The sequence below is a fragment of the Pseudomonas sp. 1L-B-1-E-C1 genome, assembly GCF_057291835.1.
Window position 1 is genome coordinate 384,579 of the sequence record NZ_JBXAWN010000002.1, and the last position, 24,320, is coordinate 408,898.

Consider the following 24,320-nt stretch of genomic DNA (forward strand, 5'->3'; position numbering starts at 1 on the left):
GAACGCTCGACGAATGCACAGCACCGGTCCTGGTGCGTCCGTGCCTTTCAGGTTCTGCTCCGACAATCCACTGCTGGATGCTGTCTGGAGAGCCCGTGATGACAACAAAAGAAAAAAACGCGATCAACCTGAGTGACTCGGCCAAGGTCGACGAGCAATCGGTCAAGCCGTTCACCCGTTCGCAAAAAATCTACGTTCAGGGCTCGCGCCCGGACATCCGCGTGCCGATGCGCGAAATCAGCCTCGATGTAACCCCGACCGACTTCGGCGGCGAGATCAATGCGCCCGTCACTGTCTACGACACTTCCGGCCCGTACACCGATCCGAATGTCATCATCGATGTGCGCAAAGGCCTGGCCGATGTGCGTTCGGCATGGATCGATGATCGCGGCGACACCGAGCGCCTCGCCGGTCTGAGCTCCAACTTCGGCCGCGAACGCCTGGCCGATCCGGAGCTGACCAAACTGCGCTTCGCCCACGTCAACAATCCGCGCCGCGCCAAGGCCGGGCACAACGTCACGCAAATGCATTACGCGCGTCAGGGCATCATCACGCCCGAGATGGAGTTCGTCGCCATCCGCGAAAACATGAAGCTGGAAGTGGCTCGCGCCGCCGGCCTACTCGATCAGCAACACCCCGGCCACAGCTTCGGCGCCAGCGTGCCGAAAATCATCACCCCCGAATTCGTCCGTGACGAGATCGCCCGTGGCCGCGCAATCATCCCGGCCAACATCAACCACACCGAGCTGGAACCGATGATCATCGGCCGTAACTTCCTCGTGAAGATCAACGGCAACATTGGCAACAGCGCCCTGGGTTCTTCGATCGAAGAAGAAGTGGCGAAACTGACCTGGGGCATTCGCTGGGGCGCGGACAACATCATGGACTTGTCCACCGGCAAGCACATTCACGAAACCCGCGAGTGGATCATCCGCAACTCGCCGGTGCCGATCGGTACCGTGCCGATCTATCAAGCGCTGGAAAAAGTCGGCGGCGTTGCCGAAGACCTGACCTGGGAGTTGTTCCGCGACACGCTCATCGAACAGGCCGAGCAGGGCGTCGACTACTTCACCATCCATGCCGGTGTGCTGCTGCGTTACGTGCCGCTGACCGCCAAACGCGTAACCGGCATCGTCTCCCGTGGCGGCTCGATCATGGCCAAGTGGTGCCTGGCGCATCACAAGGAGAACTTCGCCTATACCCATTTCGAAGAAATCTGCGAAATCATGAAGGCCTACGACGTCAGCTTCTCGCTCGGCGACGGCCTGCGTCCGGGCTCGATTGCCGACGCCAACGACGCCGCGCAATTCGGTGAGCTGGAAACCCTCGGCGAGCTGACCAAGATCGCCTGGAAGCACGATGTGCAAACCATGATCGAAGGCCCGGGCCATGTGCCGATGCAATTGATCAAAGAGAACATGGACAAGCAGCTCGAGTGCTGCGACGAGGCACCGTTCTACACCCTCGGCCCGCTGACCACTGACATTGCCCCGGGTTACGACCACATCACATCGGGTATCGGTGCGGCAATGATCGGCTGGTTCGGTTGCGCGATGCTCTGCTACGTGACACCGAAGGAGCACCTCGGTCTGCCGAACAAGGATGACGTGAAAACCGGGATCATCACTTACAAGATCGCCGCGCACGCAGCGGACCTGGCCAAGGGACATCCGGGCGCGCAGATTCGCGACAACGCACTGAGCAAGGCGCGTTTCGAATTCCGCTGGGAAGACCAGTTCAACCTCGGCCTGGATCCGGACACCGCGCGTTCCTATCACGACGAAACCCTGCCGAAGGACTCGGCCAAGGTCGCGCATTTCTGCTCGATGTGCGGGCCGAAATTCTGCTCGATGAAGATCACCCAGGAAGTCCGCGAATACGCGGCCAACCAGCGCATCGATGCGGTCGACGTGGACGTCGCAAAAGGCCTCGCGGAGCAGGCCGAGCGGTTCAAGAAGGAAGGCAGTCAGCTGTACAAAAAAATCTGAACTGGCCTGAGAAGGCCCCTTCGCGAGCAGGCTCGCTCCCACTTTGGAACGCGTTCCTCTGTGGGAGCGAGCCTGCTCGCGAATGCGGTCGACACAACAACAATTGTCCCTCTGAGATAACACCCTTGAGCATTCAACCCGGCACCTATTCCCCCGATCTCGCCGTCCCCGCTGCAAAGCGTGTTTTCGGCGGGCGCGATCTGTTTTCCCTGTGGTTCTCCCTCGGCATCGGCCTGATGGTTTTGCAGACCGGCGCATTGCTCGCGCCGGGTCTGGGTCTGTCCGGCTCGCTGCTGGCGATTTTCCTTGGCACGCTGGTCGGCGTGCTGCTGCTCGCCGCTGTTGGCGTGATCGGCAGTGATACCGGTCTGTCTTCGATGGCGGCGCTGAAGCTCAGCCTCGGCAGCAAAGGCGCGAGCCTGCCGGCGCTGCTCAATCTGCTGCAACTGATCGGCTGGGGCTCGTTCGAAATCATCGTCATGCGCGATGCTGCCAGCCTGCTTGGCACCCGTGCCTTCAGCGAAGGCTCGCTGTGGGCCAATCCGATCCTGTGGACGCTGTTCTTCGGGGCGCTGGCGACCTTGCTCGCGGTGAGCGGGCCGTTGACGTTCGTGCGGCAGATTCTGCGCAAATGGGGCATTTGGCTGCTGCTCGCGGCGTGCCTGTGGCTGACCTGGAATCTGTTCGCCAAAGCCGACCTCGCGGCGCTGTGGGCGCGCGCCGGTGACGGTTCGATGCCGTTCGCCGTGGGCTTCGACATTGCTATCGCCATGCCGCTGTCGTGGCTGCCGCTGATTGCCGATTACTCGCGTTTCGGCAAGCGTGCGAAGAATGTCTTCGGCGGCACAGCGGTGGGTTTTTTCATCGGCAACTTCTGGCTGATGAGCCTCGGCGTCGCCTACACCCTGGCGTTCGCGCCGAGCGGTGAAGTCAACGCGCTGCTGTTGGCCTTGGCTGGCGCCGGTCTGGGCATTCCGCTGTTGCTGATTCTGCTCGATGAGTCGGAAAACGCTTTCGCCGATATTCATTCGGCAGCGGTATCGAGCGGGATTCTGTTGCGTCTGAAAGTCGAGCATCTGGCCCTGGCCATCGGCGTGATCTGCACGCTGATCGCTCTGCTCGCGCCGTTGGCGCAGTATCAGAATTTCCTGTTGCTGATCGGCTCGGTGTTTGCGCCGCTGTTCGGCGTGGTGTTGGTGGATCACTTCATCCTGCGCAAGCGCAGTACTCAGGTCGCGTTAGCCGCATTGCGCTGGCCGGCGTTGCTGGCGTGGCTGGGCGGGGTCAGCACCTACCACTTGCTGGCGAATCTGTATCCGGATGTCGGCGCAACCCTGCCGGCGCTGGTGCTGGCAGGGTTGCTACAACTGGTGCTGGGCCGGGCCTTCAGTTACGGCCGGGAAACAGCTCAGGCTTGAGAATGCCGTTCAGGCGCGGGTAAGGGATCTTCAGTTCGACGTGGCCCAGCGCGTAAGGCGCGATGGTGGTCACGTCGTACTTGAGGATCACGCCGCCGTAGGTCAGTGCTACGTGCGGGGTTTTCACGAACGGCCAGTTCGCGACGAATTCCGCCTCCTGATCGAGTTTGGTGCTGATCAGCCAGCTGTTGTGCGCCACTTGCGCGGCTTTCCAGAACGCCTCTTCCTGACCCGGCAGCAACATGTCCGACAGGTTCAGCACCTTGTGCTGCTGGCGCGAATAGTTGATGAAGCCGCGACCCGGAGTGCCGTGGGCGCCGCCGGTGTCGAGGTAACTCGACAGCTCGATGATCACCAGTCCGTCATGCTGCTCGCGTACTTTCGCTTGCAGATAGCTGCTGTTGCGCGGGCCGGCGCTGGCCAGGAACTGCTCGCGGTAGGCGGCCAGGGTTGGCGCTACGGGTGCGTTCTTCTCGGTGCGGGTCATTTGCAGCAGACGCTTTTCGATGATGCCGTCCAGTGCCGGCTCATCCGGGAAGCGCAGGGTGTCGATGTTCACCAACGGGCAATCGGGGTTGGAACAGCCGGGTTTGAGTTGTTCCGAGGCGTCGCGGGTGGTTTCCAGCGGCGTGCGATAGTTGGGCTGGAACAGGCTGGCACAGGCGCCCAGAGTCAGGGCAATAGCGGCCACAGAGGCGATTTTGAAAAGCGACATGGGCGTCCTTTCGAAAGCAGGGGAAGGCGAAAAGTTACCGCTTCGACTCTCAACGAGGCAGTCAGTTCGCCACTAAGCTAATTAGAGTGGGTTTCACCGTCACCGTCCATCCCGCTGACGGTAAAGGGGCTGCATCAAACGGTGCGGGCGCGTTAGGATGGCGCGAAGTCGAGGTTGCCGGTAACCGCACGCAGCCTCGTGATGGATGTGCAGTAAAGAGGATGCTTATGACTGACTTTGCCAACGCCATTCCGACCGCCGTCGATATCGTGCGGCGCGAAAAATGCTACGAGGGCTTCTACAAGCTCGACCGTGTGCACCTGCGCCATGAATTGTTCGCCGGTGGCATGAGCCGCGAGATCAACCGTGAAATCTTCGTGCGCCATGATGCCGTCTGCGTGCTGCCTTACGATCCGCAGCGCGATGAAGTGGTGCTGATCGAGCAGTTTCGCGTCGGCGCCATGGGCAAGGCCGACAACCCGTGGCTGGTCGAACTGGTCGCCGGTCTGATCGACAAGGATGAGCAACCGGAAGAAGTTGCTCACCGCGAGGCGCAGGAGGAAGCTGGGCTGGACATCAAGGCGTTGTGGCCGATGACCAAGTATTTCCCGTCGCCGGGTGGCAGCAACGAATTCGTGCATTTGTATCTGGGGCGTTGCAGCACCGACGGCGTCGGCGGTCTGCACGGGCTGGAAGAAGAGGCTGAAGACATTCGCGTAACGGTCTGGGCATTCGAAGATGCCTTGCAGGCCGTGCGTGACGGACGGATTGCCAACGCGGCGAGCATCATCGCCTTGCAGTGGCTGGCGCTGAACCGCGCCGAAGTGAGGGGGCTATGGTCGTAAACAAGCTGCGCGATCGTTATCGGGTTGACCTCGTGAGGCTGCAAGCCGCCTGCGAGGCCAACTACGCGCGCCTGATGCGACTGCTGCCGGACATGCGCAACGAACCCGAGGCGCGGCGTATCGCCGTGACCCAGGGCGAGCAGATGCTCGGCGTGCTCGCCCTCGAAGTGCTGCAGACCTGCCCGTACACCACGACGTTGCAGGTGCGCCAGGAGCACAGCCTGCCTTGGTTGCCGGTGCCGCAGCTGGAAGTGCAGGTCTATCACGACGCGCGCATGGCCGAAGTGGTCAGCGCCGAACATGCACGACGCTTTCGGGGCATCTATCCTTACCCGAACGCCGCCATGCACCAGCCTGATGAGAAGGCCCAGCTCAATGTGTTCCTGGGCGAATGGCTGAGTCATTGCCTGGCGTTGGGGCACGAGTACGAAGTCGTTCGCTAGTTGTGAACTGCGTCCGCTTCGGCGGTTTCCCCTTTGTGTCATCCCCCAGCATAATTGCCGCACCCATCCATTGCGTGCTTAGCCCCGGGAGAGCGCCTTGCCCAGCGTATCGACATTGACCAGCGCCGACCCGGCGCTGCTGGTGCAGTTGTCCGACAGCCACCTGTTCGCCGAGGCGGACGGCACGCTGCTGGGCATGAAGACCCGCGAGAGCCTGCAAAGGGTCATCGACCTGGTGTTGGCGCAACAGGCGCAGATCGATCTGGTGCTGGCCACCGGTGACATCTCCCAGGACGGCACGCTGGAGTCCTATCAGGCCTTCCGTCAACTGAGCGCGCAGATCGATGCGCCGGCGCGCTGGATTCCCGGCAATCACGACGAGCCGCTGGTGATGGCCGAGGCGGCGGTGCAGAGCACGCTCTTGGAACCGGTGGTCGATATTGGCAATTGGCGGGTGACCATGCTGGATTCGGCGGTGCCGGGTTCGGTACCGGGCTATCTGCAGGACGACCAGTTGCAGTTGCTGGCCCGCGCGCTCAGTGAAGCGCCGGAGCGTCATCATCTGGTGTGCTTCCACCATCATCCAGTGTCGATCGGCTGTGCGTGGATGGAACCGATCGGCTTGCGCAACCCGGAAGCGTTCTTTGAAGTGCTGGATCGCTTTCCGCAGGTTCGCGCGGTGCTGTGGGGGCACGTGCATCAGCAAATCGACTGCGAGCGCAATGGCGTGCGCTTGATGGCCTCGCCTTCGACGTGCATCCAGTTCGAGCCGGGGAGTGCGGATTTCAAGGTCGGCGAGCAGGCGCCGGGGTATCGGTGGTTGCGGTTGTTGCCGGATGGCCAACTGGAAACCGGCGTCGAACGAGTCACCAACTTCGAGTTCACCGTCGATTACCGCTCCAACGGTTACTGAGACCTCCGTGTAGGAGCTGCCGAAGGCTGCGATCTGTTGATTTTCGCTTTAAAAGACAAGATCAAAAGATCGCAGCCTTCGGCAGCTCCTACAGGTGCATTTGTATGGCCCATCCAATGCAGACTCCCTGTAAACTCCGCTATCTTTCGCCGACAGCCAGGGAGCTCAAATGTCCGGTTCGATCCTCTATATCCACGGTTTCAACAGCGCGCCGGCCTCGAAGAAGGCCTGTCAGCTGGTCGCGGTCATGGAGCGGCTGGGCTTGAGCGGGCAATTGCGCGTGCCGGCGCTGCATCACCATCCGCGCGAAGCCATCGGTCAGCTCGAACAGGCAATCGCCGAGCTGGGCCGGCCGTTGCTGGTGGGAAGTTCGCTCGGCGGCTACTATGCGACTCACCTGGCCGAGCGCCATGGCCTGAAAGCCCTGCTGGTCAACCCGGCGGTCAGCCCGCACCGGATGTTCGATGGTTATCTGGGCACGCAGAAAAACCTCTACACCGATGAAACCTGGGAACTGACCCACGACCACGTCACGGCGCTGGCCGAACTGGAAGTGCCACCACCGCAGGATCCGCAGCGTTATCAGGTCTGGTTGCAAACCGGCGACGAAACGCTGGATTATCGCCTCGCCCAACAGTATTACCGCGCCTGTGCCTTGCGCATCCAGGCTGGCGGCGATCACAGTTTCCAGGGCTTTGCCGGGCAATTGCCGGCGTTGCTGAGTTTTGCCGGCATGGCTGCCGATATGTATCAGGCAATCGATTTCACCACGCTGTGAAGTCTTGCCCCTCTTTCATGAATGACTGACGACGAGACCTTATGGCCACTCCCAGCGCTAGTTCTTATAACGCCGACGCCATCGAAGTCCTCTCGGGCCTCGACCCGGTGCGCAAACGCCCCGGCATGTACACCGACACCAGTCGGCCGAACCACCTCGCCCAGGAAGTCATCGACAACAGCGTCGACGAAGCCCTGGCCGGCCACGCCAAATCGGTGCAGGTCATCCTGCACGCCGACCATTCGCTGGAAGTCAGTGACGACGGCCGTGGCATGCCGGTCGACATTCACCCGGAAGAGGGTGTGTCCGGCGTTGAACTGATCCTCACCAAGCTGCACGCGGGCGGCAAGTTCTCCAACAAGAACTACCAGTTCTCCGGCGGCTTGCACGGGGTGGGTATTTCCGTGGTCAACGCCCTGTCCACCGAAGTGCGCGTGCGGGTCAAACGTGACGGCAATGAATACCAGATGACCTTCAAGGACGGCTTCAAGGCCTCCGAGCTGGAAATCGTCGGCACCGTCGGCAAGCGCAACACCGGCACCAGCGTGTACTTCGCGCCGGACCCGAAATACTTCGACTCGCCGAAATTCTCTATCAGCCGCCTCAAGCACGTGCTCAAGGCCAAGGCTGTGCTGTGCCCGGGCTTGCTGGTCAGCTTCGAAGACAAAGGCACCGGCGAGAAAGTCGAGTGGCATTACGAAGACGGCCTGCGCTCCTATCTGGTGGATGCGGTCAGCGAATTCGAACGGCTGCCGAACGAGCCGTTCTGCGGCGCCTTCGCCGGCAATAAAGAAGCGGTCGACTGGGCGCTGCTGTGGCTGCCGGAAGGTGGCGACGCTGTACAGGAAAGCTACGTCAACCTGATCCCGACCGCGCAGGGCGGTACTCACGTCAACGGTCTGCGTCAGGGCCTGCTCGATGCCATGCGCGAATTCTGTGAATTCCGCAGCCTGCTGCCGCGCGGCGTGAAGCTGGCGCCAGAAGACGTCTGGGAGCGCATCGCGTTCGTCCTGTCGATGAAGATGCAGGAACCGCAATTCTCCGGCCAGACCAAAGAGCGTCTGTCATCCCGTGAAGCGGCGGCGTTCGTCTCCGGGGTGGTCAAGGATGCGTTCAGCCTGTGGCTCAACGCCAACCCGGAAACCGGTCTGGCCCTGGCCGAACTGGCGATCAACAATGCCGGTCGCCGCCTCAAGGCGAGCAAGAAAGTCGAGCGCAAACGCGTCACCCAGGGCCCGGCACTGCCGGGCAAACTGGCTGACTGCGCCGGGCAGGATCCGATGCGTTCCGAGCTGTTCCTGGTCGAGGGTGACTCCGCCGGTGGTTCGGCCAAGCAAGCGCGGGACAAGGAATTCCAGGCGATCCTGCCGTTGCGCGGCAAGATCCTCAACACCTGGGAAGTCGACGGCAGCGAAGTGCTCGCCAGCCAGGAAGTGCACAACATCGCTGTGGCCATCGGCGTCGATCCGGGCGCCGCGGACATGAGCCAGCTGCGCTACGGCAAGATCTGCATCCTCGCTGACGCCGACTCCGACGGTCTGCACATTGCGACCTTGCTGTGCGCGCTATTCGTCCAGCACTTCCGCCCGTTAGTGGATGCCGGTCACGTCTATGTGGCGATGCCGCCGCTGTACCGCATCGACCTCGGTAAAGAGATCTACTACGCCCTCGACGAAGCCGAACGCGACGGCATTCTCGATCGCCTGGTGGCCGAGAAGAAGCGCGGCAAGCCGCAGGTCACCCGATTCAAGGGGCTGGGTGAAATGAACCCGCCGCAACTGCGTGAAACCACCATGGATCCGAACACCCGGCGCCTGGTGCAGTTGACGCTGGGCGAAGACTTCGCCGAAACCTCGGAAATGATGGATATGCTGCTGGCGAAGAAACGCGCCGGCGACCGCAAATCCTGGCTGGAATCCAAAGGCAACCTCGCCGAGGTGCTGGCCTGATGCAGTTTGGCTGGGCCTTGGCGGGTGCGTTGCTGCTGAGTGCGCTGAGCGTGTCGGCCGAGCCGCTGCAAGAGTTGCGGCTGCTTTCCGAGCACCCGGTCGAGGGCATGCGTGGCGGCAACCTGTCGGGGCTGGCCATGTGCGGCAATGAACTGTGGACGGTGTCCGATCGCGATGATGAGCAGATTTACCGGCTCGATACCCGCGATCCGGTCTGGCAAGCGCAAACCGTGCACATCGACGTGCCGCCCGTGCCCGAAAGCGGCCTGCCGTGGGGCTTGAGCTCGCGTACCTGGGCGGCGTCGTTCATTCGCGGGGGCGATCTGGATTTCGAAGGCATCAGTTGCGACAGCGCTGGCAATCGCTACATCGTCAGCGAGGCTCACGCCGCGGTATTGCAGGTGCCGGTCAGCGGCCCGGCGAACTGGCTGAAGATCTCGCCGCTGCTGGTTCGCGAAGCGCGGGCGAGCGGCCTGCTGCTGAAGTTCAATTCGATCTTCGAGGGCCTGGCGATCAACCCCGCCGGTGATCAGATCTGGCTGGCCGCCGAACGGCAGAAACGCGGGCTGCTGCTGATCAAGCGCCAGCAGACGGTGTGGGATTGCGACGGTCGCTGCGTGCTGCTCAGTGAGGGCGGCAAGGAGATGCAGCCGCCACAGTTTCCCAAGGCGAAAGCGGTTCATCGCGACTTTTCCGACATTTCACTGTTCAACGGCAAGCTGTTTACTCTTGAACGCAATGCTTATGAGATCTGTCGTCGCGATGCACAGACGGCCAGGGTCGAGAAATGCTGGTCATATGCCGGTGAACTGTTGCAGGAAAAACGACGCTACTCGCAGAACTACGGGCTGGAAGAAGCGCTGATCATTGATGCTGAAGGTGCCTGGATCGGCGTCGATAATAATTTCGGCCCGCGTGCCGACGGCGAGGCCCGCCCGGTGGTCTGGCGCTTCGCCGCACCGGACGGTGGCTGGAGCGCCAGGCCATGAGTCGGCAACCGCCGGGCAAGCGTGCCGGTCGGGTGTTGATGGTTTTCGCCTGGTGCGCGGCGCTGTTTCTCGCGACGAAATTTTTCGGGCAGTGGGAACAGCGCCAGCAGAATCCGAACATCGTGGTTACGTCGGAGCAGGGCGAAGGTTTTATCGAGGTGAAACTGGCGAGCAATGCCCAAGGGCATTTTGTCGCCAGCGGCCAGATCAACGGTGAGCCGGTCGAGTTCATGCTCGACACCGGCGCTACCGATGTGGCGATTCCGGCGGATCTGGCCAAGCGTTTGAAGCTGCAAGAAGGTTTCGGCGTGACCCTGAGCACGGCCAATGGCCTGAGCCAGGGTTATCGAACAAAGATTGCGCGCCTGCAATTGGGCGACATTGTGCTGCGGGATGTCCGCGCACTGGTGGCGCCGGGGCTGCATGGCGATCAGGTGCTGCTCGGCATGAGCGCCCTGAACAAACTTGAATTTACCCAGCGCGGTGGCACCATGCTGCTGCGCCAGACAACGAACCGATGAGGCCCGCATGAGCGACTCCCTTGATCTCAGCCTGGACGGTGTAGAACGCCGCTCGCTGGCTGACTTCACCGAAAATGCCTACCTCAACTACTCCATGTACGTGATCATGGACCGCGCCCTGCCGCATATCGGCGACGGCCTGAAACCGGTGCAGCGGCGTATCGTCTACGCCATGAGCGAGCTGGGGCTGGACGCCGATTCCAAGCACAAGAAATCGGCGCGTACCGTCGGTGACGTGCTCGGCAAGTTCCACCCCCACGGCGACTCGGCGTGCTACGAAGCGATGGTGCTGATGGCGCAGCCGTTCAGCTATCGCTACACGCTGGTCGACGGCCAGGGCAACTGGGGGGCGCCGGACGATCCGAAGTCCTTCGCCGCCATGCGCTACACCGAAGCGCGGCTGTCGCGCTATTCCGAAGTGCTGCTCAGCGAACTGGGCCAGGGCACCGCTGACTGGGGCCCGAACTTCGACGGCACCCTGCAGGAACCGCTGGTGTTGCCGGCACGCCTGCCGAACATTCTGCTCAACGGCACCACCGGTATCGCCGTGGGCATGGCCACCGACGTGCCGCCGCACAATCTGCGCGAAGTCGCCACTGCCTGCGTGCGTCTGCTCGATGAGCCGAAAGCCACGGTCGAGCAGCTCTGCGAGCACATTCAGGGGCCGGACTATCCGACCGAAGCGGAAATCATCACGCCGCGCGCCGACCTGCTGAAGATGTACGAAACCGGTAAGGGCTCGGTGCGCATGCGCGCCGTTTACCACGTCGAGGACGGCGACATCATCGTCACCGCGCTGCCGCATCAGGTCTCCGGGGCCAAGGTGCTGGAGCAGATTGCCGCGCTGATGCAGGCCAAACCGTCGAAAGCGCCGCAGATCGCCGACCTGCGCGACGAATCCGACCACGAAAACCCGTGCCGCATCGTGATCATCCCGGTCAACAGCCGCGTCGATCACGAAGCGCTGATGCAGCACCTGTTCGCCAGCACCGAGCTGGAGTCGACCTACCGGGTCAACGTCAACATCATCGGTCTGGACGGCAAGCCGCAGCTGAAAAATCTGCGTGCGCTGCTGGTCGAATGGCTGGAGTTCCGCGTGCTGACCGTGCGTCGCCGCCTGCAATTCCGCCTCGACAAGGTCGAGCGTCGCCTGCACCTGTTGGACGGCTTGCTGATTGCCTATCTCAATCTGGATGAAGTGATCCACATCATCCGTACCGAGGAGCACCCGAAAGCCAAACTGATCGAGCGTTTCGCCCTCAGCGAGATTCAGGCCGACTACATCCTGGACACCCGTCTGCGTCAGTTGGCGCGACTGGAAGAGATGAAGCTGCGCGACGAGCAGGACGAGCTGCTCAAGGAACAAGCCAAGCTGCAAGCCCTGCTGGGCAGCGAAGCCAAGCTGAAAAAACTGGTGCGCACCGAGCTGCTCAAGGACGCCGAAACCTACGGCGACGACCGTCGTTCGCCAATTGTCGAGCGCGCCGAAGCCAAGGCGCTGACCGAGCACGATCTGCTGCCGAACGAGAAAGTCACCGTCGTGTTGTCGGAAAAAGGCTGGGTGCGTTCGGCCAAGGGCCATGACATCGACGCCACCGGTCTTTCCTACAAGGCGGGGGACGGCTTCAAGACCTCGGCGGCGGGGCGTTCGAATCAGTTTGCCGTGTTCATCGACTCCACCGGTCGCAGCTATTCAGTCGCCGCGCACACCTTGCCGTCGGCCCGTGGCCAGGGCGAACCGTTGACCGGCCGCCTGACGCCGCCACCGGGCGCCTCGTTCGAATGCGTGCTGATGCCCGAAGACGATGCGCTGTACGTTATCGCTTCCGATGCCGGTTACGGCTTCGTGGTCAAAGGCGAAGACCTGCAAGCCAAGAACAAGGCTGGCAAGGCCCTGTTGAGCTTGCCGAACAACGCCAAGGTCATCGCACCGCGCCCGGTCGCCGATCGTGAGCAGAACTGGCTGGCCTCGGTCACGACCGAAGGTCGCCTGCTGATCTTCAAGATCAGCGATCTGCCACAATTGGGTAAGGGCAAGGGCAACAAGATCATCGGTATTTCCGGTGAGCGCGTGGCCAGCCGCGAGGAATATGTCACGGACATCGCCGTTCTACCGGAAGGCGCCACCCTGGTGTTGCAGGCTGGCAAGCGGACCCTGTCACTGAAGGCCGACGACCTCGAACATTACAAAGGTGAGCGAGGACGCCGTGGTAACAAGTTGCCAAGGGGCTTCCAGAGAGTGGATGCGCTGCTCGTCGAAAACCTCAATTAGGCGAGAACGCCACCCTAGAGCGTTCGATCTGCGATTAAACGCGTAGATCGACGCTTTGGCGCTGGAGTCGGAACGCATATTCACGGATGATATGGCCTTTCAAGCGCCGGCGTGGTCGAGCGTTCTTCATATTTATTGAGTATTTTCACTGTGGTCAGCCTTGTGGCGGCCACCTGGACGGGATGATGACTGCTCTACGCCCCCTTATTTTGTTGCTCGCCGGCGTTCTTGGCCTGGCGGGTTGCAGCGTTCACCAGCCGGTGTCGCTGTATCAACTGGACAGCGGAAGTCCGGTTCAGCCTGCGCAAAGCGCGGGCATGGCGGTTTTGCTGGGGCCGGTAGTGGTTGCCGATTACCTTCAGCGCGAGACACTTCTGCAACGTCAACCGGACGGCAGCCTGCAAGCGGCGACCGACGGTCGTTGGGCTGGCAGCCTTTCGTCGGATATCGATCAGTTGCTGATGCGGCAGGTCGCGGGCCACCTGGACAGCCAGCGAGTGGTGCTGGCGCCTGCGACCGCCGGGTTCACACCGGATGTGCAGGTGCTCCTGACCATCACCCGTCTGGATTCCGGGGCGAAACAACCGGCCATTCTCGATGCGCAATGGCGTTTGATCGATCGCCGGGGCAAAGTGCGCGATAACCGCATCGTTCATCTGCAGGAAACGCACGCTGGCAGCACCGCTTCGCAGGTGCAGGCACAGGGGGTTCTGTTGCAGCGTCTGGCCGAGCAATTGTCGGTGGCGCTCAAGCCGCTGGCCAACCAGCCGCCAGTGGCGGAGGCAACACGCAAAGCCGCGCCGAAACCTGCTGCGCCGGCGGCGGATGCCGAGAAGCAACCGAAGATTCCGATGGCTTCGCCGATTCGTACGGATATGGAAGTGTTTCGCTTCTGAGCCTGGAACGAGTCAGAACAGAGCCCGCCTTGTGCGGGCTTTGTTGTGTCTGGAGGCAAGGTGGAAGATCAAAAAAACCCTCACCCTAGCCCTCTCCCAGAGGGAGAGGGAACCGATTGGGGGATATTCGAGAGCTACACCGATGTGAACGCGCGGAGGTGAATCCATAATCGCCAAGATCTGTCAGGTCGATGTATGGCGCCAGACACCTCGGTCGGTTCCCTCTCCCTCTGGGAGAGGGCTAGGGTGAGGGGCTTTTCATGGATGCCCACGATCCCAATAACGCCGCACACAAAAAAGCCCGCAGACATTCACTCGTCTGCGGGCTTTTGCGTATGTTGCCTAAACCTTACGCTCGGCGCTCATGCATCCGCGCCAGTTGCCGCTCCAGCATCGACGGATACGGCTCCATCAACCGCTCGACACAGCAAGCGCCTTCAGGGCTGGCGATTGGCCGGATCCGCGCACGCTGGCGGATCAGCGCGTCGTCACTGATCTTGCGCTCGACCAGCAGCAGGTTGCGGCTGTGTTGCGACAAGGCCAGTGCATCCTGCGCAGAATCGGTCAGCAGCAGATCAATCTGGCTCAAACCGAACAACTCATCGCCCAGCGTCAGGCCCAGTTGCAATTGCAGGGTGATGCCGCTGTCTGCGACCTCGATCTGCAACTGATGACCTAGCGCACGCAGCAGTTCGCCGCAGCAGATGGCATTGGTCAGGTAGTCGTCGCCGCAATCTTCGGTGTGGAACAGCAGCAGTGTGCTGCCATCGTTGAGGGTTTCGATTTCGCCCTGATACAGCGAAGCGGCCTGTTCAAGGCAGTCACGATAGCGTTCCTGCAATTCTTCCAGACGTGCGCGAGGCAAGCGGCGCAGTTGTTCCTGCGAACCCAGTTGCACAGCCAGTACGGCGGTGTGCTGCGGGACGTCAGGGGTCGGTTTGCGCGTGAGCGGTTGGGCGGCGCTGTTGAGCGATTCGTCGCGCAGGTCGGCGAAAGCGTCGTCGTCGTCATCATCGTCTTCGACCGTGCTCACCAAATGACGCGGTGCCGGTTTCTTCGCGGCCAGCGGGCGGCTTTCGTCGAAGCTCGGATCGCGCAGGTTACGCACCTCGAATTCCGGCTCGTCTTCATCCTCGGCGAATTCCGGCTCGGGTTCAGGCTCAGGCTCGGGTTCCGGGGCGTAGCTGGCGTGCAGCTGGCGCGCCAGATCGCCGATTTCATCCTGCCGATCAATGCCCGGCGTGTGTGCGTCGATCCGGCGCAGCCACACGCGCAATTGCAGCAGCGGCGTCGACAGATAACGACCCATGCGCAAGCTCAGGGCCAGCGACAGTGCCAGCAGAATCGCGCTCAAAATGCCCATGCTCTGCAGGCTGATAGTCATCGGCTGCTGGAACTGATCCATGTCCAGGCTGATGCGCAGTTGCCCGGCGGTCACGTCCTGGAAAGTGATCTTGCTCTCGTACATGCCCTCGGCTTCGCCCAGCAGGCTGTGCTTGGGACGCTGGCCGGACTCGGCGAGGATGCGGTTGTCGACACTGTAGATCGCCGCGTGAGCGACCAGTTTGTTCTTGGTCAGGTTGTTGAGCAGCACGTTGAGGCTGAGGATGTCGTTGGACACCAGCAGCTCGGTGGCGGATGTGGCGGTCTGCGTGGTCAGGCTTTCGCCCAGCGCATCGGCCTGCTCGTGCATGGCCTGCTTGAATTGCAGACCCATCACCCCGGCATAGATCACCAGGGCCAGAGCGACCAGGATCACGTTGTGGCTGGCAATGCGCAATGCAATCGGTACACGGCGGTGGCGCAGTGCACGGAAGATCAGCAGGAAGAAGTTATCGGTTTTGACTGGCGTGGGCCGGTTCACTTGAGCTCGGCTCTTTGTCCGTGAAGTTGACGCGCAGTATAGCGACAGGCCCCAGACCGGCAAAGCGCTCGCGGTGCCCGATGGTCACTGAAAGTGGGTAGAATGCGGTTTTTTTCCAGTTGCGGGGGTGCGCGTTGCGCGAAATCGTCCTGATTAACATCACGGGAGTCGACCGTCCGGGTCTGACGGCGGCCATCACCGGTGTTCTGGCACAAGGTGGTGTGAATATTCTCGACATCGGTCAGGCGGTGATCCACGACACCCTGTCGTTCGGCATCCTGGTTGAGATTCCCGATTCCGAGCAGGGCAAGTCGGTGCTCAAGGACATCCTGTTCAAGGGTTATGAACTGGATCAGCAAGTGCGCTTCACCCCGGTGTCCGAAGAGGATTACCAGCAGTGGGTGGGCAATCAGGGCAAGAAACGCCATATCGTTACCCTGCTGACGCGCAAGGTCACCGCTGGCCAGTTGCAGGCGGTTAGCGCGATCACCGCCAAATATGGCCTGAACATCGACCATATCGACCGCCTGTCGGGGCGCATGCCTTTGGATACTCCGGCCGATAAGGGCAAGGGCTGCATCGAGTTTTCCGTACGTGGCGAAGCGGCCGATCCGCAGGCCCTGCGCGCCGAATTCCTCAGCGTTGCGCAGGAATTGAACGTCGATATCGCCTTTCAGGAAGATTCGCTATTCCGCCGTAACCGCCGTCTGGCTGTTTTCGACATGGACTCGACGCTGATCGAAGCGGAAGTGATCGACGAATTGGCCAAGGCGGCCGGCGTAGGTGATCGGGTTTCGGAGATCACTGAACGCGCGATGGCCGGCGAATTGGATTTCCGCGCCAGCTTCAAGGAGCGTCTGGCGCTGCTCAAGGGCCTCGACGTCAGTGTGCTCGACTCGATCGGCGCCTCGCTGCGCCTGACCGAAGGCGCTGAAACCCTGTTTGCCGAACTCAAGCGCCTGGGTTACAAAACCGCGATTCTCTCGGGTGGGTTCACGTATTTCGCCAAGCAGCTGCAAGCCAGACTCGGTATCGACTACGTGTTCGCCAACGAGCTGGAAGTGGTCGACGGCAAGTGCACCGGCGTGGCGATCGAGCCGATTGTCGATGCACAGCGCAAGGCTGACTTGCTTAAGGAGCTGGCGCACAAGGAAGGCTTGCGCCTGGAACAGACCATTGCTGTCGGCGACGGTGCCAACGACTTGCCGATGCTGGCGATTGCCGGGCTGGGCGTGGCGTTCCGCGCCAAACCGCTGGTGAAGCAATCGGCGAAGCAGGCGATTTCAACGCTGGGGCTGGATGGCGTGTTGTATCTTCTGGGTTTCCGCGATCGCGACGGGCAGTTGTAACTGACAAAGCAAAAAGATCGCAGCCTTCGGCAGCTCCTACATTTGGAATGCATTTCCCTGTAGGAGCTGCCGAAGGCTGCGATCTTTTGCTTTAAAGCGAATTCCACAACGAATCAAAATCCTCTTCACCCCCGCCATTCTGCGCAGTATCCAGCGAGCGATAGGCGAACTGGTTGAAGCTGTGCGTACTCGCCACCCGCCGATCCAGCCCCGCGCGGTGTTCCTCGCCCTGAGTGTTGATCAAAACCTTGCTGCCTTCCTGAAAAGGCAGGCGCGGCGCCAGTACGGTAGCCGGCAAGTCGATCGCGCTGATCTCCGGCAACAGCAAAGCGCGCAAATAATGGCCGTGATCGTCCTTTGAACGCACCAGTTGCAGCCCACACGGCTGGGCGTGTGGCGCGACCAGTTCGATGCCCATCTGCGTGCCGCTGCCGCGTACCTGGCGGATCCAGCGAATCACTGCAATGCTCCAGCCTCTGCTTTCGCTGTCCTGAATGCCGAGCATTTCCCCGGCCTGCAATTCGGCCGGCACCTCGCTCGGCCAGGCCAGGCAATAACCGCCGGGGCTATGATTGATCACCGGCAGGGCGTAAGTCGGATAATTCGGCGCGTTGCCGGGGCTTTCGTCTTCTACCAACTGGTCGTACTGGATTTCCTCGTACGGCAACAGCTCATCGTTGCTTTGCGGTGCCGCGTCGAATGCCTGGCTCCAGCTGTCCTTTTCCCCGTTGGCTACGACGCGGCTGAAATTCGCCGCGGGGGCCACCGGATGTTTGAGTAATTCGCTGAAGGTGCGCTCGCCGCCGAGATAGAAGTGCAGGGCGCTCATGCCGACGCACACGGTCAACGTGCCCTGGCCGGCGCTGCGCTGAAAGCTGCGCTCGGCGGCCTGCCCCCAGGTGGCGTGCAGATGTTGCAGGGTGTCGACGCTGAGCCCTGCAGAGAGGGGCAACGGCGTGGTTGTCGGTTGCTGCTGTAAATGCGCTTCGAGGTTATTCACCAGCGGTTGCGGGTCGAAGCCCATCAGCTCGCTCTGTTGTTCGCTGCGAAACATCTTGCGGTAACGCGGGCCGACATCGAGTTCCGGGCTGACCGCAAACAGACCGTCATTGGCGCGATCGGGATACAGCGTGAGCAGCGCGCTCCACGGCTCGATCACCTCGGCGAGTCTGGCAATCTGGCTCTGGCGTAACTGATTGCAACGGGCGCTGCCCAAGAGCAGAGCGGCAATGTAGGTCTGTTCGACGCTCAGTTCGCTGGTCAAAAACGCCAGATCATCGCGCAGCCGCCGTTGTTGCAGCTGTAATTGCGCAGCGCTGCGATACAACTGATGCAATTCGAACCACACGTGTTCCGGCGGTGAACTGTACAGCTGCGTGGCGCGCACCAGTTGCGCCTTCAGGGCATGCGCGGCGCGTTGCAAGGCGGTGCTGACCAGCGTCCCGCGGTCCTTGCTGTATTTGGGCAGGATGCGCAGGACGATCTGCTTATAACCGATGGCCAACTGGCCTTGCAGCGCCTGGCACAGGTTGCTGACCTTGCGCGAACGCTCGTCGAGCATGATCGCCTGATGCAGGAAATGCCGTTCCAGATGCTGGCAGACGAAATACACCTCGGGCCGCAGCAACTCCAGCAGTTGCAGGCGATTATCGCTGGGGGTGAGCAGCAGGTTGAGTTCGCCCAGGCCCTGATAGAGCAGCCGCGCGGTTTCGCCGATGTTGGCCTTGGGCAGGCCGGCGATCCAGCGCTTGAGGTCGCGCGGGCTGGCGTCGCAAAACGACAGGCGTGTTTGCGTAGGAGTCGGAGCGCGTAGCTTGGGAGGGAAGAGGTTCTGGCTCATGAGCAAAACCATAGCAGCAATTGCCGCGGTTTGCGGAAGCAGCCTCGGCTGCTTCCGCGAACAGCATCACGCTTTCGGCAGTGCCAGACCCTGGCCCATCTGCACCGGCGAGCCGGCCACCAGCTCTTCAGCCCACTTCACCTGATCAGGGCCGAACAGCACGATCGCCGTCGAACCGAGCTTGAAGCGTCCAAGTTCTGCGCCTTTTTCCAGATGGATTGGCGCGCGTGCGGTTTCGTCGTAGCGGAAGGTTTTCAACTCGCGCTTCGGTGGCGTGACCAGACCGGCCCACACGGTTTCGATCGAAGCGACAATCATCGCGCCGACCAGCACCACGGCCATCGGCCCGCGCTCGGTGTCGAAAATGCACGCCACACGCTCGTTGCGGGCGAACAGCTCGGGAACGTTTTCGGCGGTGGTCTGATTCACCGAGAAAATTCGTCCCGGGATGTAGACCATTTCCCGCAGGGTGCCGGCCAGCGGCATGTGCACGCGGTGGTAATCCTTCGGCGACAGGTAAATGGTGGCGAAGTCGCCGCCCATGAACGGCGCCGCGTTGGCCGCGTCACCGCCGAGCAATTCGAGGACGCTGAAGCTGTGACCCTTGGCCTGGAACACGCGGCCGTGCTCGATCGGGCCGAGCTGGCTGACCGCACCGTCGGCCGGGCTGAGGATCGCGCCCGGGGTTTCGTCCAGGGGACGCGCGCCGTCTTTCAGGGCACGAGTGAAGAAGGCGTTGAAGTGCTCGTAAGCGGTCAGGTCTTCGACCAGTGCTTGCGACATGTCCACCTGATAACGCTTGGCGAACCATTGGGTGAAGGCATTCTTGAACCAGCGCACGCGGCATTCGGCGATGCAGCCGGCCAGGCGCGACAGCAGGTGATGCGGCAGCAGGTATTGGCTGAGGATAAACAGACGCTCTTTCATTAGTTGTCCTTGGAAGCTTGAATCTCGACAGGCGTGTCGGGGTGGTTGCCCCATTCGCCCCAGGAACCGGCGTAGCCCTTGACCCGCGGATAACCGAGGGATTTGGCCACCAGATAAGTGAAGCCCGACCGGTGATGGGTCTGGCAGTGGGTAATGATTTCCTTGTCCTTGGTGATCCCGAGGTTTTCGAGGATCTGCGGCATGTCGCTGCGGATGCGCAACTGGCGTGCCTGATCCATGCCGGCGGTCCATTCGAAATTGACCGCGCCAGGAATATGACCGCCCTTGGCTGCGAGAACTTTCTCGCCGGAATACTCCAGCGGCCCGCGCGCGTCCCAGATCGCCAGATCGGCCGCGCCGAGACGGCTTTGCAGGTATTCGCGGGTGGCGGTCGGTTCGTCGTGCAGGGTCAGCGAGACCGGTCCACCGACCGGGGCCGGCACCTGAATCGACATGGGCATGCCGTCCGCCAGCCAGGCCGGAAGGCCACCGTCTATATAGTGGTACTTGTCGTGGCCAATGACATCGAGCAGCCAGATGAAGCGCCCGGCCCAGCCGCCGCCTTCATCGTCATACACGACGTAGACCGCATCTTTGCGATGACCGAGCTCACCAAACAACGCTTCCAGATCGGCTTTCGCCGGCATCAGCCCGGGCGCTGGTGGCTGGCCGAGCTGAGTGCGCTTCGGGTCGACAAAACGTGCGCCGGGCAAGTGACCTTCGGCATACCGGGCAGGGCTGGTCAGGTCCACCAGAATCAGTTCCGGGGACTCCAGGCGCGGCAGCAGGTCGCTCGGCTCGATGACGAGCGGCAAGCCAGAGAAGTCAGACATGTGAGGTCTCCAGAGCACAAAGGGGAGGATTGTAGCGCAGGCTCATTGGCCACGGCTGCTAAAGCTGTGCAGGGCTTTTTCGATGCACTGCGCGGTTTTGCCGAAGGCTTGCTCGGTGATGTCGGCAAACGGCCCGCCGCCCTGATCGGCGACGACGATCATGATCACCCGGCCGTTGTTGACCAGTGACCGCAGGAACAGATGCTCGCCGCGAAACAGTGTGCGCAGGCTCGCGGGTAACAAGGCAGAGAACTGCGCGTTGTTCTCTGGAGTGATGCGCACCTGCGCCTGCTGGGCGAGCAAGCGTTGCAGTACCTTGCTCTGGCTGACGACAAAACTCAGAGCCGCCGCGTCCTTGGGCAGGCCGGCGGTTTGATGTACGCGCAGAGTCGAGTGCGTGCGGTCAGCCATCAGAATCATCACCCGGCGCATGCCGCTGGCCACCAGTGCCTCGCGGGCAGCGACGGTCAGGCTCATGGCATTGGTGAAGCGACTGGGCTCGGCGAGCAGTTCGGCGCATTGCCGACGCCACTGGCTCAAATCTTCGACATTCGGTGCCGCTGCCGGCAGCATTCCGGCAGGCAAACGACGGCTGCCCCACGGCCAGATCAGCGAAACCGCCGGATGCCACAAATCAGGCATTGCATGCTGGCGCGCGCTGTTCGCGGCTTGCTGGTGCAACTGTTGCTGCACTTCGTCCATGGAAATCTGCAAATACAGGCTGGTCAGGTACTGCCAGCGCTTGCTGTGCGGACTGTCCCAGGCCTGTTGCGCCGACAGCGCCAAGCCGTTGGCCAGCAGCACAGTATTGGCCGGCTGATTGAGCCAGCGCCGCAGCGTCGGGTCATCGTCGAGGCGATTCTGCTGGCGCAGCGGGTGTTCGCTGTCACGGGCGATGCGCAATACCTTGACCAGTTCGCGTTGTTCGCTGAGCAGCAATTTGTAGCCTTGCTCGACCCAGATCGGCAGGTGCCAGGCATGGACCAGCGCTTCGGCAATTCTCAACAGGCGCACGCCGAACAATTGCTTCTCAACCACACGCGCCGACTCGCCCTTGTGGATCACCCGCAGTTCCCATTCTTCCAGCAACTGTGGATAGGTCAGTGCCAACGGCCACAGCGGCGACAAAAACAACAGGCTGCCCCAATGAATGTCCTGCCACAGCCGCGCCAGGCGACTGGCAAAAAAGCCGTTGGCCTGTTGCGTCGCGTGTTGGCTGATCAGTTGCAATTGGCGCAAGGCCTTGGGGATCTGCCTGTGCGGTTCTGCAGGCAGGCGCGCGAGCAATTCTTCGGTACGCGCAAGGCCGAGGCGATTGATCGCTACCTCAAGATTTTCCGCTGGCGCGGCCATGGTGCCGTGGGTGTGACGATTCGCCTCACGGATGATGCTCAAGGCCAGCGCCGGGCTGTCCTGCATCAGATCGGCAATGTCGCGCAGCGAGCTGCGATTGTCGCGGATCGCCCGGCAGACTTTGTCGTGAGCCTCTTGTGGCACGGGCAGACGGACGCTGTCGAGCAGCTTGACCCACGCCTGGAGGGTGGTCGGTTTTACCGACGCAATGTTCGTTTCATTAGCCATGTCTGGACAAGATCTTCACTGACTGTAGACGCGCCCGGCATGGGCTAAATTGGCTTTTCGCCTGAACTGGCTATAGTCTGGCGCAGTTTTGCCGATAAGTAGAAGAAGAGATTTTTTAACTTCCGAATATGACCTTGAACCCGACTCAGTAAGTACCTTCTACCTATGGCTAAAATTATCGGCATCATCGTCGTATTCGCGAGCGTGCTCGGCGGATACGTGCTCTCCCACGGCAAGATTGCCGCCCTGATCCAGCCTTTCGAGGTGATGATCATCGGCGGTGCGGCCCTCGGCGCATTCCTCCAGGCCAACCCCGGTTACATGACGATGCACGTGCTCAAGAAATCCCTGAGCATGTTCGGTTCGCGCTTCACCCACACCTTCTATCTGGAGGTGCTCGGGCTGATCTACGAGATCCTCAACAAGAGCCGCCGCGAAGGCATGATGGCGATTGAAGGCGACATCGAAGATGCGGCCGCGAGCCCGATTTTCGCCAAGTACCCGGCGGTGCTCAAGGATGAACGCATGACCGCGTTCGTCTGCGATTACCTGCGCATCATGTCCTCCGGCAACATGGCTCCGCACGAACTGGAAGGCCTGTTCGACATGGAGCTGTACAGCCTCAAGGAAGACCTCGAACACCCATCGCACGCGGTCAACGGCATCGCCGACGGCATGCCCGGTTTCGGTATCGTCGCGGCGGTACTCGGTATCGTGGTGACCATGGCCTCGCTGGGCGAGGGCGACCAGGCGTCGATCGGTCTGCACGTGGGTGCGGCACTGGTAGGTACTTTCTTCGGTATTCTCGCGGCATACGGTTTCTTCGGCCCGCTGGCGCACTCCCTGGCGCACGATGCCAAGGAAGAGCTGAACGTCTACGAAGCCATCAAGGCTTCGCTGGTGGCTTCCGCGTCCGGCATGCCGCCGTCGCTGGCGGTCGAGTTCGGGCGCAAGGTTCTGTACCCGGCGCACCGTCCAAGCTTCGCCGAGCTGGAACAAGCGGTTCGCGGTCGTTAAGTCATGGAAAATAATCAGCCGATCATCGTCAAGCGTGTCAAGCGCATTGCCGCCGGGCACCACGGCGGGGCGTGGAAAATCGCCTTCGCCGACTTTGCCACGGCGATGATGGCGTTCTTCCTGGTGCTGTGGTTGCTGTCCACCGCCACGCCGGAACAGAAGATCGCCATCGCCGGTTATTTCAAGGACCCGGTCGGCTTCTCCGAAAGCGGCACGCCGTACATCATCGACCTCGGTGGTACACCGACCCTGGCGCCGGAAAACACCCTCAACCCGGAAGTGAAATCGCAGCCGCAACCGGACAAGGTCACGGTCGACACTGAGCAGGTGGAAGGCATGGCCGAGCAGGTGGAGAAGGAGCGTCTCGAACTGCTGCTGCAAGAACTGCAGAACAAGGTCGACGAAAACCCGCAGCTGCAGAAATTCAAGGATCAGATCCTCTTCGAAATCACCCCGAACGGCTTGCGCATCCAGATCATGGACGCCGAGAACCGGCCGATGTTCGACTCTGGTTCCGCGCGCCTGAAACCGTACTTCGAAGACATCCTGCTGGCCATGGCCGACACCATCAAAGCGGTGCCGAACAAAATCAGCATCAGCGGCCACACTGATGCCAAGCCGTACATTGGCACTGGCGATTACGGCAACTGGGAACTCTCGGCCAACCGCGCCAACGCCGCGCGTCGGGCACTGGTCGCCGGCAGCTATCCGGATGCGCAGGTGGCGCGGGTGGTCGGTTATGCCTCGTCGGCGTTGTTCGACCGGGAAAACCCGTTCAACCCGGTCAATCGCCGGATCGACATTGTCGTGCTGACCAAAAAAGCCCAGGCGGCGATCGAAGGTGCGCAGGGTCCTGAGGCGGCGAAACCGGCAGATCAGGGTCAGAACGGTGCTGCTCCGGCAGCCCCGGTTGATCCGAATGCGTTGCCAGCGGACAAGCAGCCGGTGCCGGCGCATGAGTTGCGCGAACGGTTGAATCTGTTCGATGACGCCGCGCCGAAGCCGGCTGAGCCGGGTGGGGCCGCGCCAGCGCCGAAGCAATGATTGAAAAAGAAACCGACAGTGATGTCGGTTTTTTTTGGGCTGATTTTCGGCTTTGTATTTGGTGCGTTGCCAAGCGCACCCCCCTCACCCCAGCCCTCTCCCCCAAGGGGGCGAGGGGGAAAGGGAGCCGATTTGTGT

Annotated in this window: 20 protein-coding genes; 14 read left to right on the forward strand and 6 right to left on the reverse strand. The window is 61.6% G+C overall.

The window, feature by feature from the left end; genetic code table 11:
* Positions 1-98: 98 nt before the first annotated feature.
* Together thiC and cytX are read left to right on the forward strand one after the other, a co-directional pair.
* On the forward strand, positions 99-1,988 hold the full coding sequence (gene thiC, locus AC0Z4S_RS05405) for a phosphomethylpyrimidine synthase ThiC (protein WP_485622329.1): 1,890 nt from the start codon (positions 99-101) through the stop codon (positions 1,986-1,988).
* A gap of 125 nt (positions 1,989-2,113) precedes the next feature.
* Entirely contained in the window at positions 2,114-3,406 is a 1,293-nt protein-coding gene (gene cytX / locus AC0Z4S_RS05410; RefSeq protein WP_485622330.1) for a putative hydroxymethylpyrimidine transporter CytX, read from the forward strand.
* Here cytX and AC0Z4S_RS05415 read toward each other — a convergent pair.
* A complete protein-coding gene (locus tag AC0Z4S_RS05415) occupies positions 3,375-4,121 on the reverse strand; it encodes an RsiV family protein (RefSeq protein ID WP_016771974.1) in 747 nt (248 codons plus the stop codon). The genes cytX and AC0Z4S_RS05415 overlap by 32 nt on opposite strands.
* 227 nt (positions 4,122-4,348) lie before the next feature.
* Between AC0Z4S_RS05415 and AC0Z4S_RS05420 the strand changes: the two genes are divergently transcribed.
* From AC0Z4S_RS05420 to AC0Z4S_RS05460, 9 genes are all read left to right on the forward strand, one after another.
* Positions 4,349-4,966, forward strand: a complete 618-nt coding sequence (locus AC0Z4S_RS05420) for an NUDIX domain-containing protein (protein WP_024011344.1) — start codon at positions 4,349-4,351, stop codon at positions 4,964-4,966.
* Positions 4,957-5,409, forward strand: a complete 453-nt coding sequence (locus AC0Z4S_RS05425; protein WP_485622331.1) for a DUF1249 domain-containing protein — start codon at positions 4,957-4,959, stop codon at positions 5,407-5,409. The genes AC0Z4S_RS05420 and AC0Z4S_RS05425 overlap by 10 nt, the downstream gene beginning before the upstream one ends.
* A gap of 97 nt (positions 5,410-5,506) precedes the next feature.
* The gene (gene cpdA, locus AC0Z4S_RS05430) at positions 5,507-6,322 is read left to right on the forward strand and encodes a 3',5'-cyclic-AMP phosphodiesterase (protein ID WP_485622332.1); all 816 of its coding nucleotides are present in this window, start codon (positions 5,507-5,509) and stop codon (positions 6,320-6,322) included.
* Between the two features lie 169 nt (positions 6,323-6,491).
* A complete protein-coding gene (locus AC0Z4S_RS05435; protein ID WP_071174223.1) occupies positions 6,492-7,100 on the forward strand; it encodes a YqiA/YcfP family alpha/beta fold hydrolase in 609 nt (202 codons plus the stop codon).
* Between the two features lie 41 nt (positions 7,101-7,141).
* The gene (parE, locus tag AC0Z4S_RS05440) at positions 7,142-9,049 is read left to right on the forward strand and encodes a DNA topoisomerase IV subunit B (RefSeq protein ID WP_024011346.1); all 1,908 of its coding nucleotides are present in this window, start codon (positions 7,142-7,144) and stop codon (positions 9,047-9,049) included.
* Positions 9,049-10,038, forward strand: coding sequence for an esterase-like activity of phytase family protein (locus tag AC0Z4S_RS05445; protein WP_485622333.1), 990 nt, complete (start codon positions 9,049-9,051; stop codon positions 10,036-10,038). Before parE ends, AC0Z4S_RS05445 begins: the two co-directional genes overlap by 1 nt.
* Positions 10,035-10,559: a retropepsin-like aspartic protease family protein gene (locus AC0Z4S_RS05450; RefSeq protein WP_485622335.1), complete on the forward strand. Its 525-nt coding sequence runs from the start codon at positions 10,035-10,037 to the stop codon at positions 10,557-10,559. The genes AC0Z4S_RS05445 and AC0Z4S_RS05450 overlap by 4 nt, the downstream gene beginning before the upstream one ends.
* Before the next feature lie 7 nt (positions 10,560-10,566).
* Positions 10,567-12,831, forward strand: a complete 2,265-nt coding sequence (gene parC / locus AC0Z4S_RS05455; protein WP_130909839.1) for a DNA topoisomerase IV subunit A — start codon at positions 10,567-10,569, stop codon at positions 12,829-12,831.
* 185 nt (positions 12,832-13,016) lie between these two features.
* Entirely contained in the window at positions 13,017-13,727 is a 711-nt protein-coding gene (locus AC0Z4S_RS05460; protein WP_485622337.1) for a PqiC family protein, read from the forward strand.
* Between the two features lie 349 nt (positions 13,728-14,076).
* Here AC0Z4S_RS05460 and AC0Z4S_RS05465 read toward each other — a convergent pair whose 3' ends face one another.
* Positions 14,077-15,591 carry an AhpA/YtjB family protein gene (locus tag AC0Z4S_RS05465; RefSeq protein ID WP_485622338.1) on the reverse strand — a complete coding sequence of 505 codons (1,515 nt, stop codon included), beginning with the start codon at positions 15,589-15,591 and terminating at the stop codon, positions 14,077-14,079.
* A 134-nt stretch (positions 15,592-15,725) separates the two neighbouring features.
* Here AC0Z4S_RS05465 and serB point away from each other — a divergent pair, with 134 nt between their 5' ends.
* On the forward strand, positions 15,726-16,940 hold the full coding sequence (gene serB, locus AC0Z4S_RS05470) for a phosphoserine phosphatase SerB (RefSeq protein ID WP_041477650.1): 1,215 nt from the start codon (positions 15,726-15,728) through the stop codon (positions 16,938-16,940).
* Between the two features lie 91 nt (positions 16,941-17,031).
* Here serB and AC0Z4S_RS05475 read toward each other — a convergent pair whose 3' ends face one another.
* The 4 genes from AC0Z4S_RS05475 to AC0Z4S_RS05490 form a co-directional block, all read right to left on the reverse strand.
* Entirely contained in the window at positions 17,032-18,780 is a 1,749-nt protein-coding gene (locus AC0Z4S_RS05475) for a molecular chaperone (RefSeq protein WP_485622339.1), read from the reverse strand.
* Positions 18,781-18,846: 66 nt separating this feature from the next.
* Positions 18,847-19,707, reverse strand: coding sequence for an archaetidylserine decarboxylase (asd, locus tag AC0Z4S_RS05480; RefSeq protein WP_485622340.1), 861 nt, complete (start codon positions 19,705-19,707; stop codon positions 18,847-18,849).
* Positions 19,707-20,540, reverse strand: coding sequence for a thiosulfate sulfurtransferase (gene rhdA, locus AC0Z4S_RS05485; protein ID WP_485622341.1), 834 nt, complete (start codon positions 20,538-20,540; stop codon positions 19,707-19,709). Before rhdA ends, asd begins: the two co-directional genes overlap by 1 nt.
* Before the next feature lie 42 nt (positions 20,541-20,582).
* Complete coding sequence (locus AC0Z4S_RS05490) at positions 20,583-22,121, reverse strand: HDOD domain-containing protein (RefSeq protein ID WP_485622342.1); 1,539 nt, start codon at positions 22,119-22,121, stop codon at positions 20,583-20,585.
* Between the two features lie 165 nt (positions 22,122-22,286).
* On the opposite strand from AC0Z4S_RS05490, the gene motA reads away from it, so the two are divergent.
* Both motA and motB read left to right on the forward strand, forming a co-directional pair.
* Positions 22,287-23,138 (forward strand): flagellar motor stator protein MotA, encoded by an 852-nt coding sequence (gene motA / locus AC0Z4S_RS05495; RefSeq protein WP_024011357.1) that lies wholly within the window; start codon positions 22,287-22,289, stop codon positions 23,136-23,138.
* Between the two features lie 3 nt (positions 23,139-23,141).
* On the forward strand, positions 23,142-24,182 hold the full coding sequence (gene motB / locus AC0Z4S_RS05500) for a flagellar motor protein MotB (protein ID WP_042607790.1): 1,041 nt from the start codon (positions 23,142-23,144) through the stop codon (positions 24,180-24,182).
* The last annotated feature ends 138 nt before the right edge of the window (positions 24,183-24,320 follow it).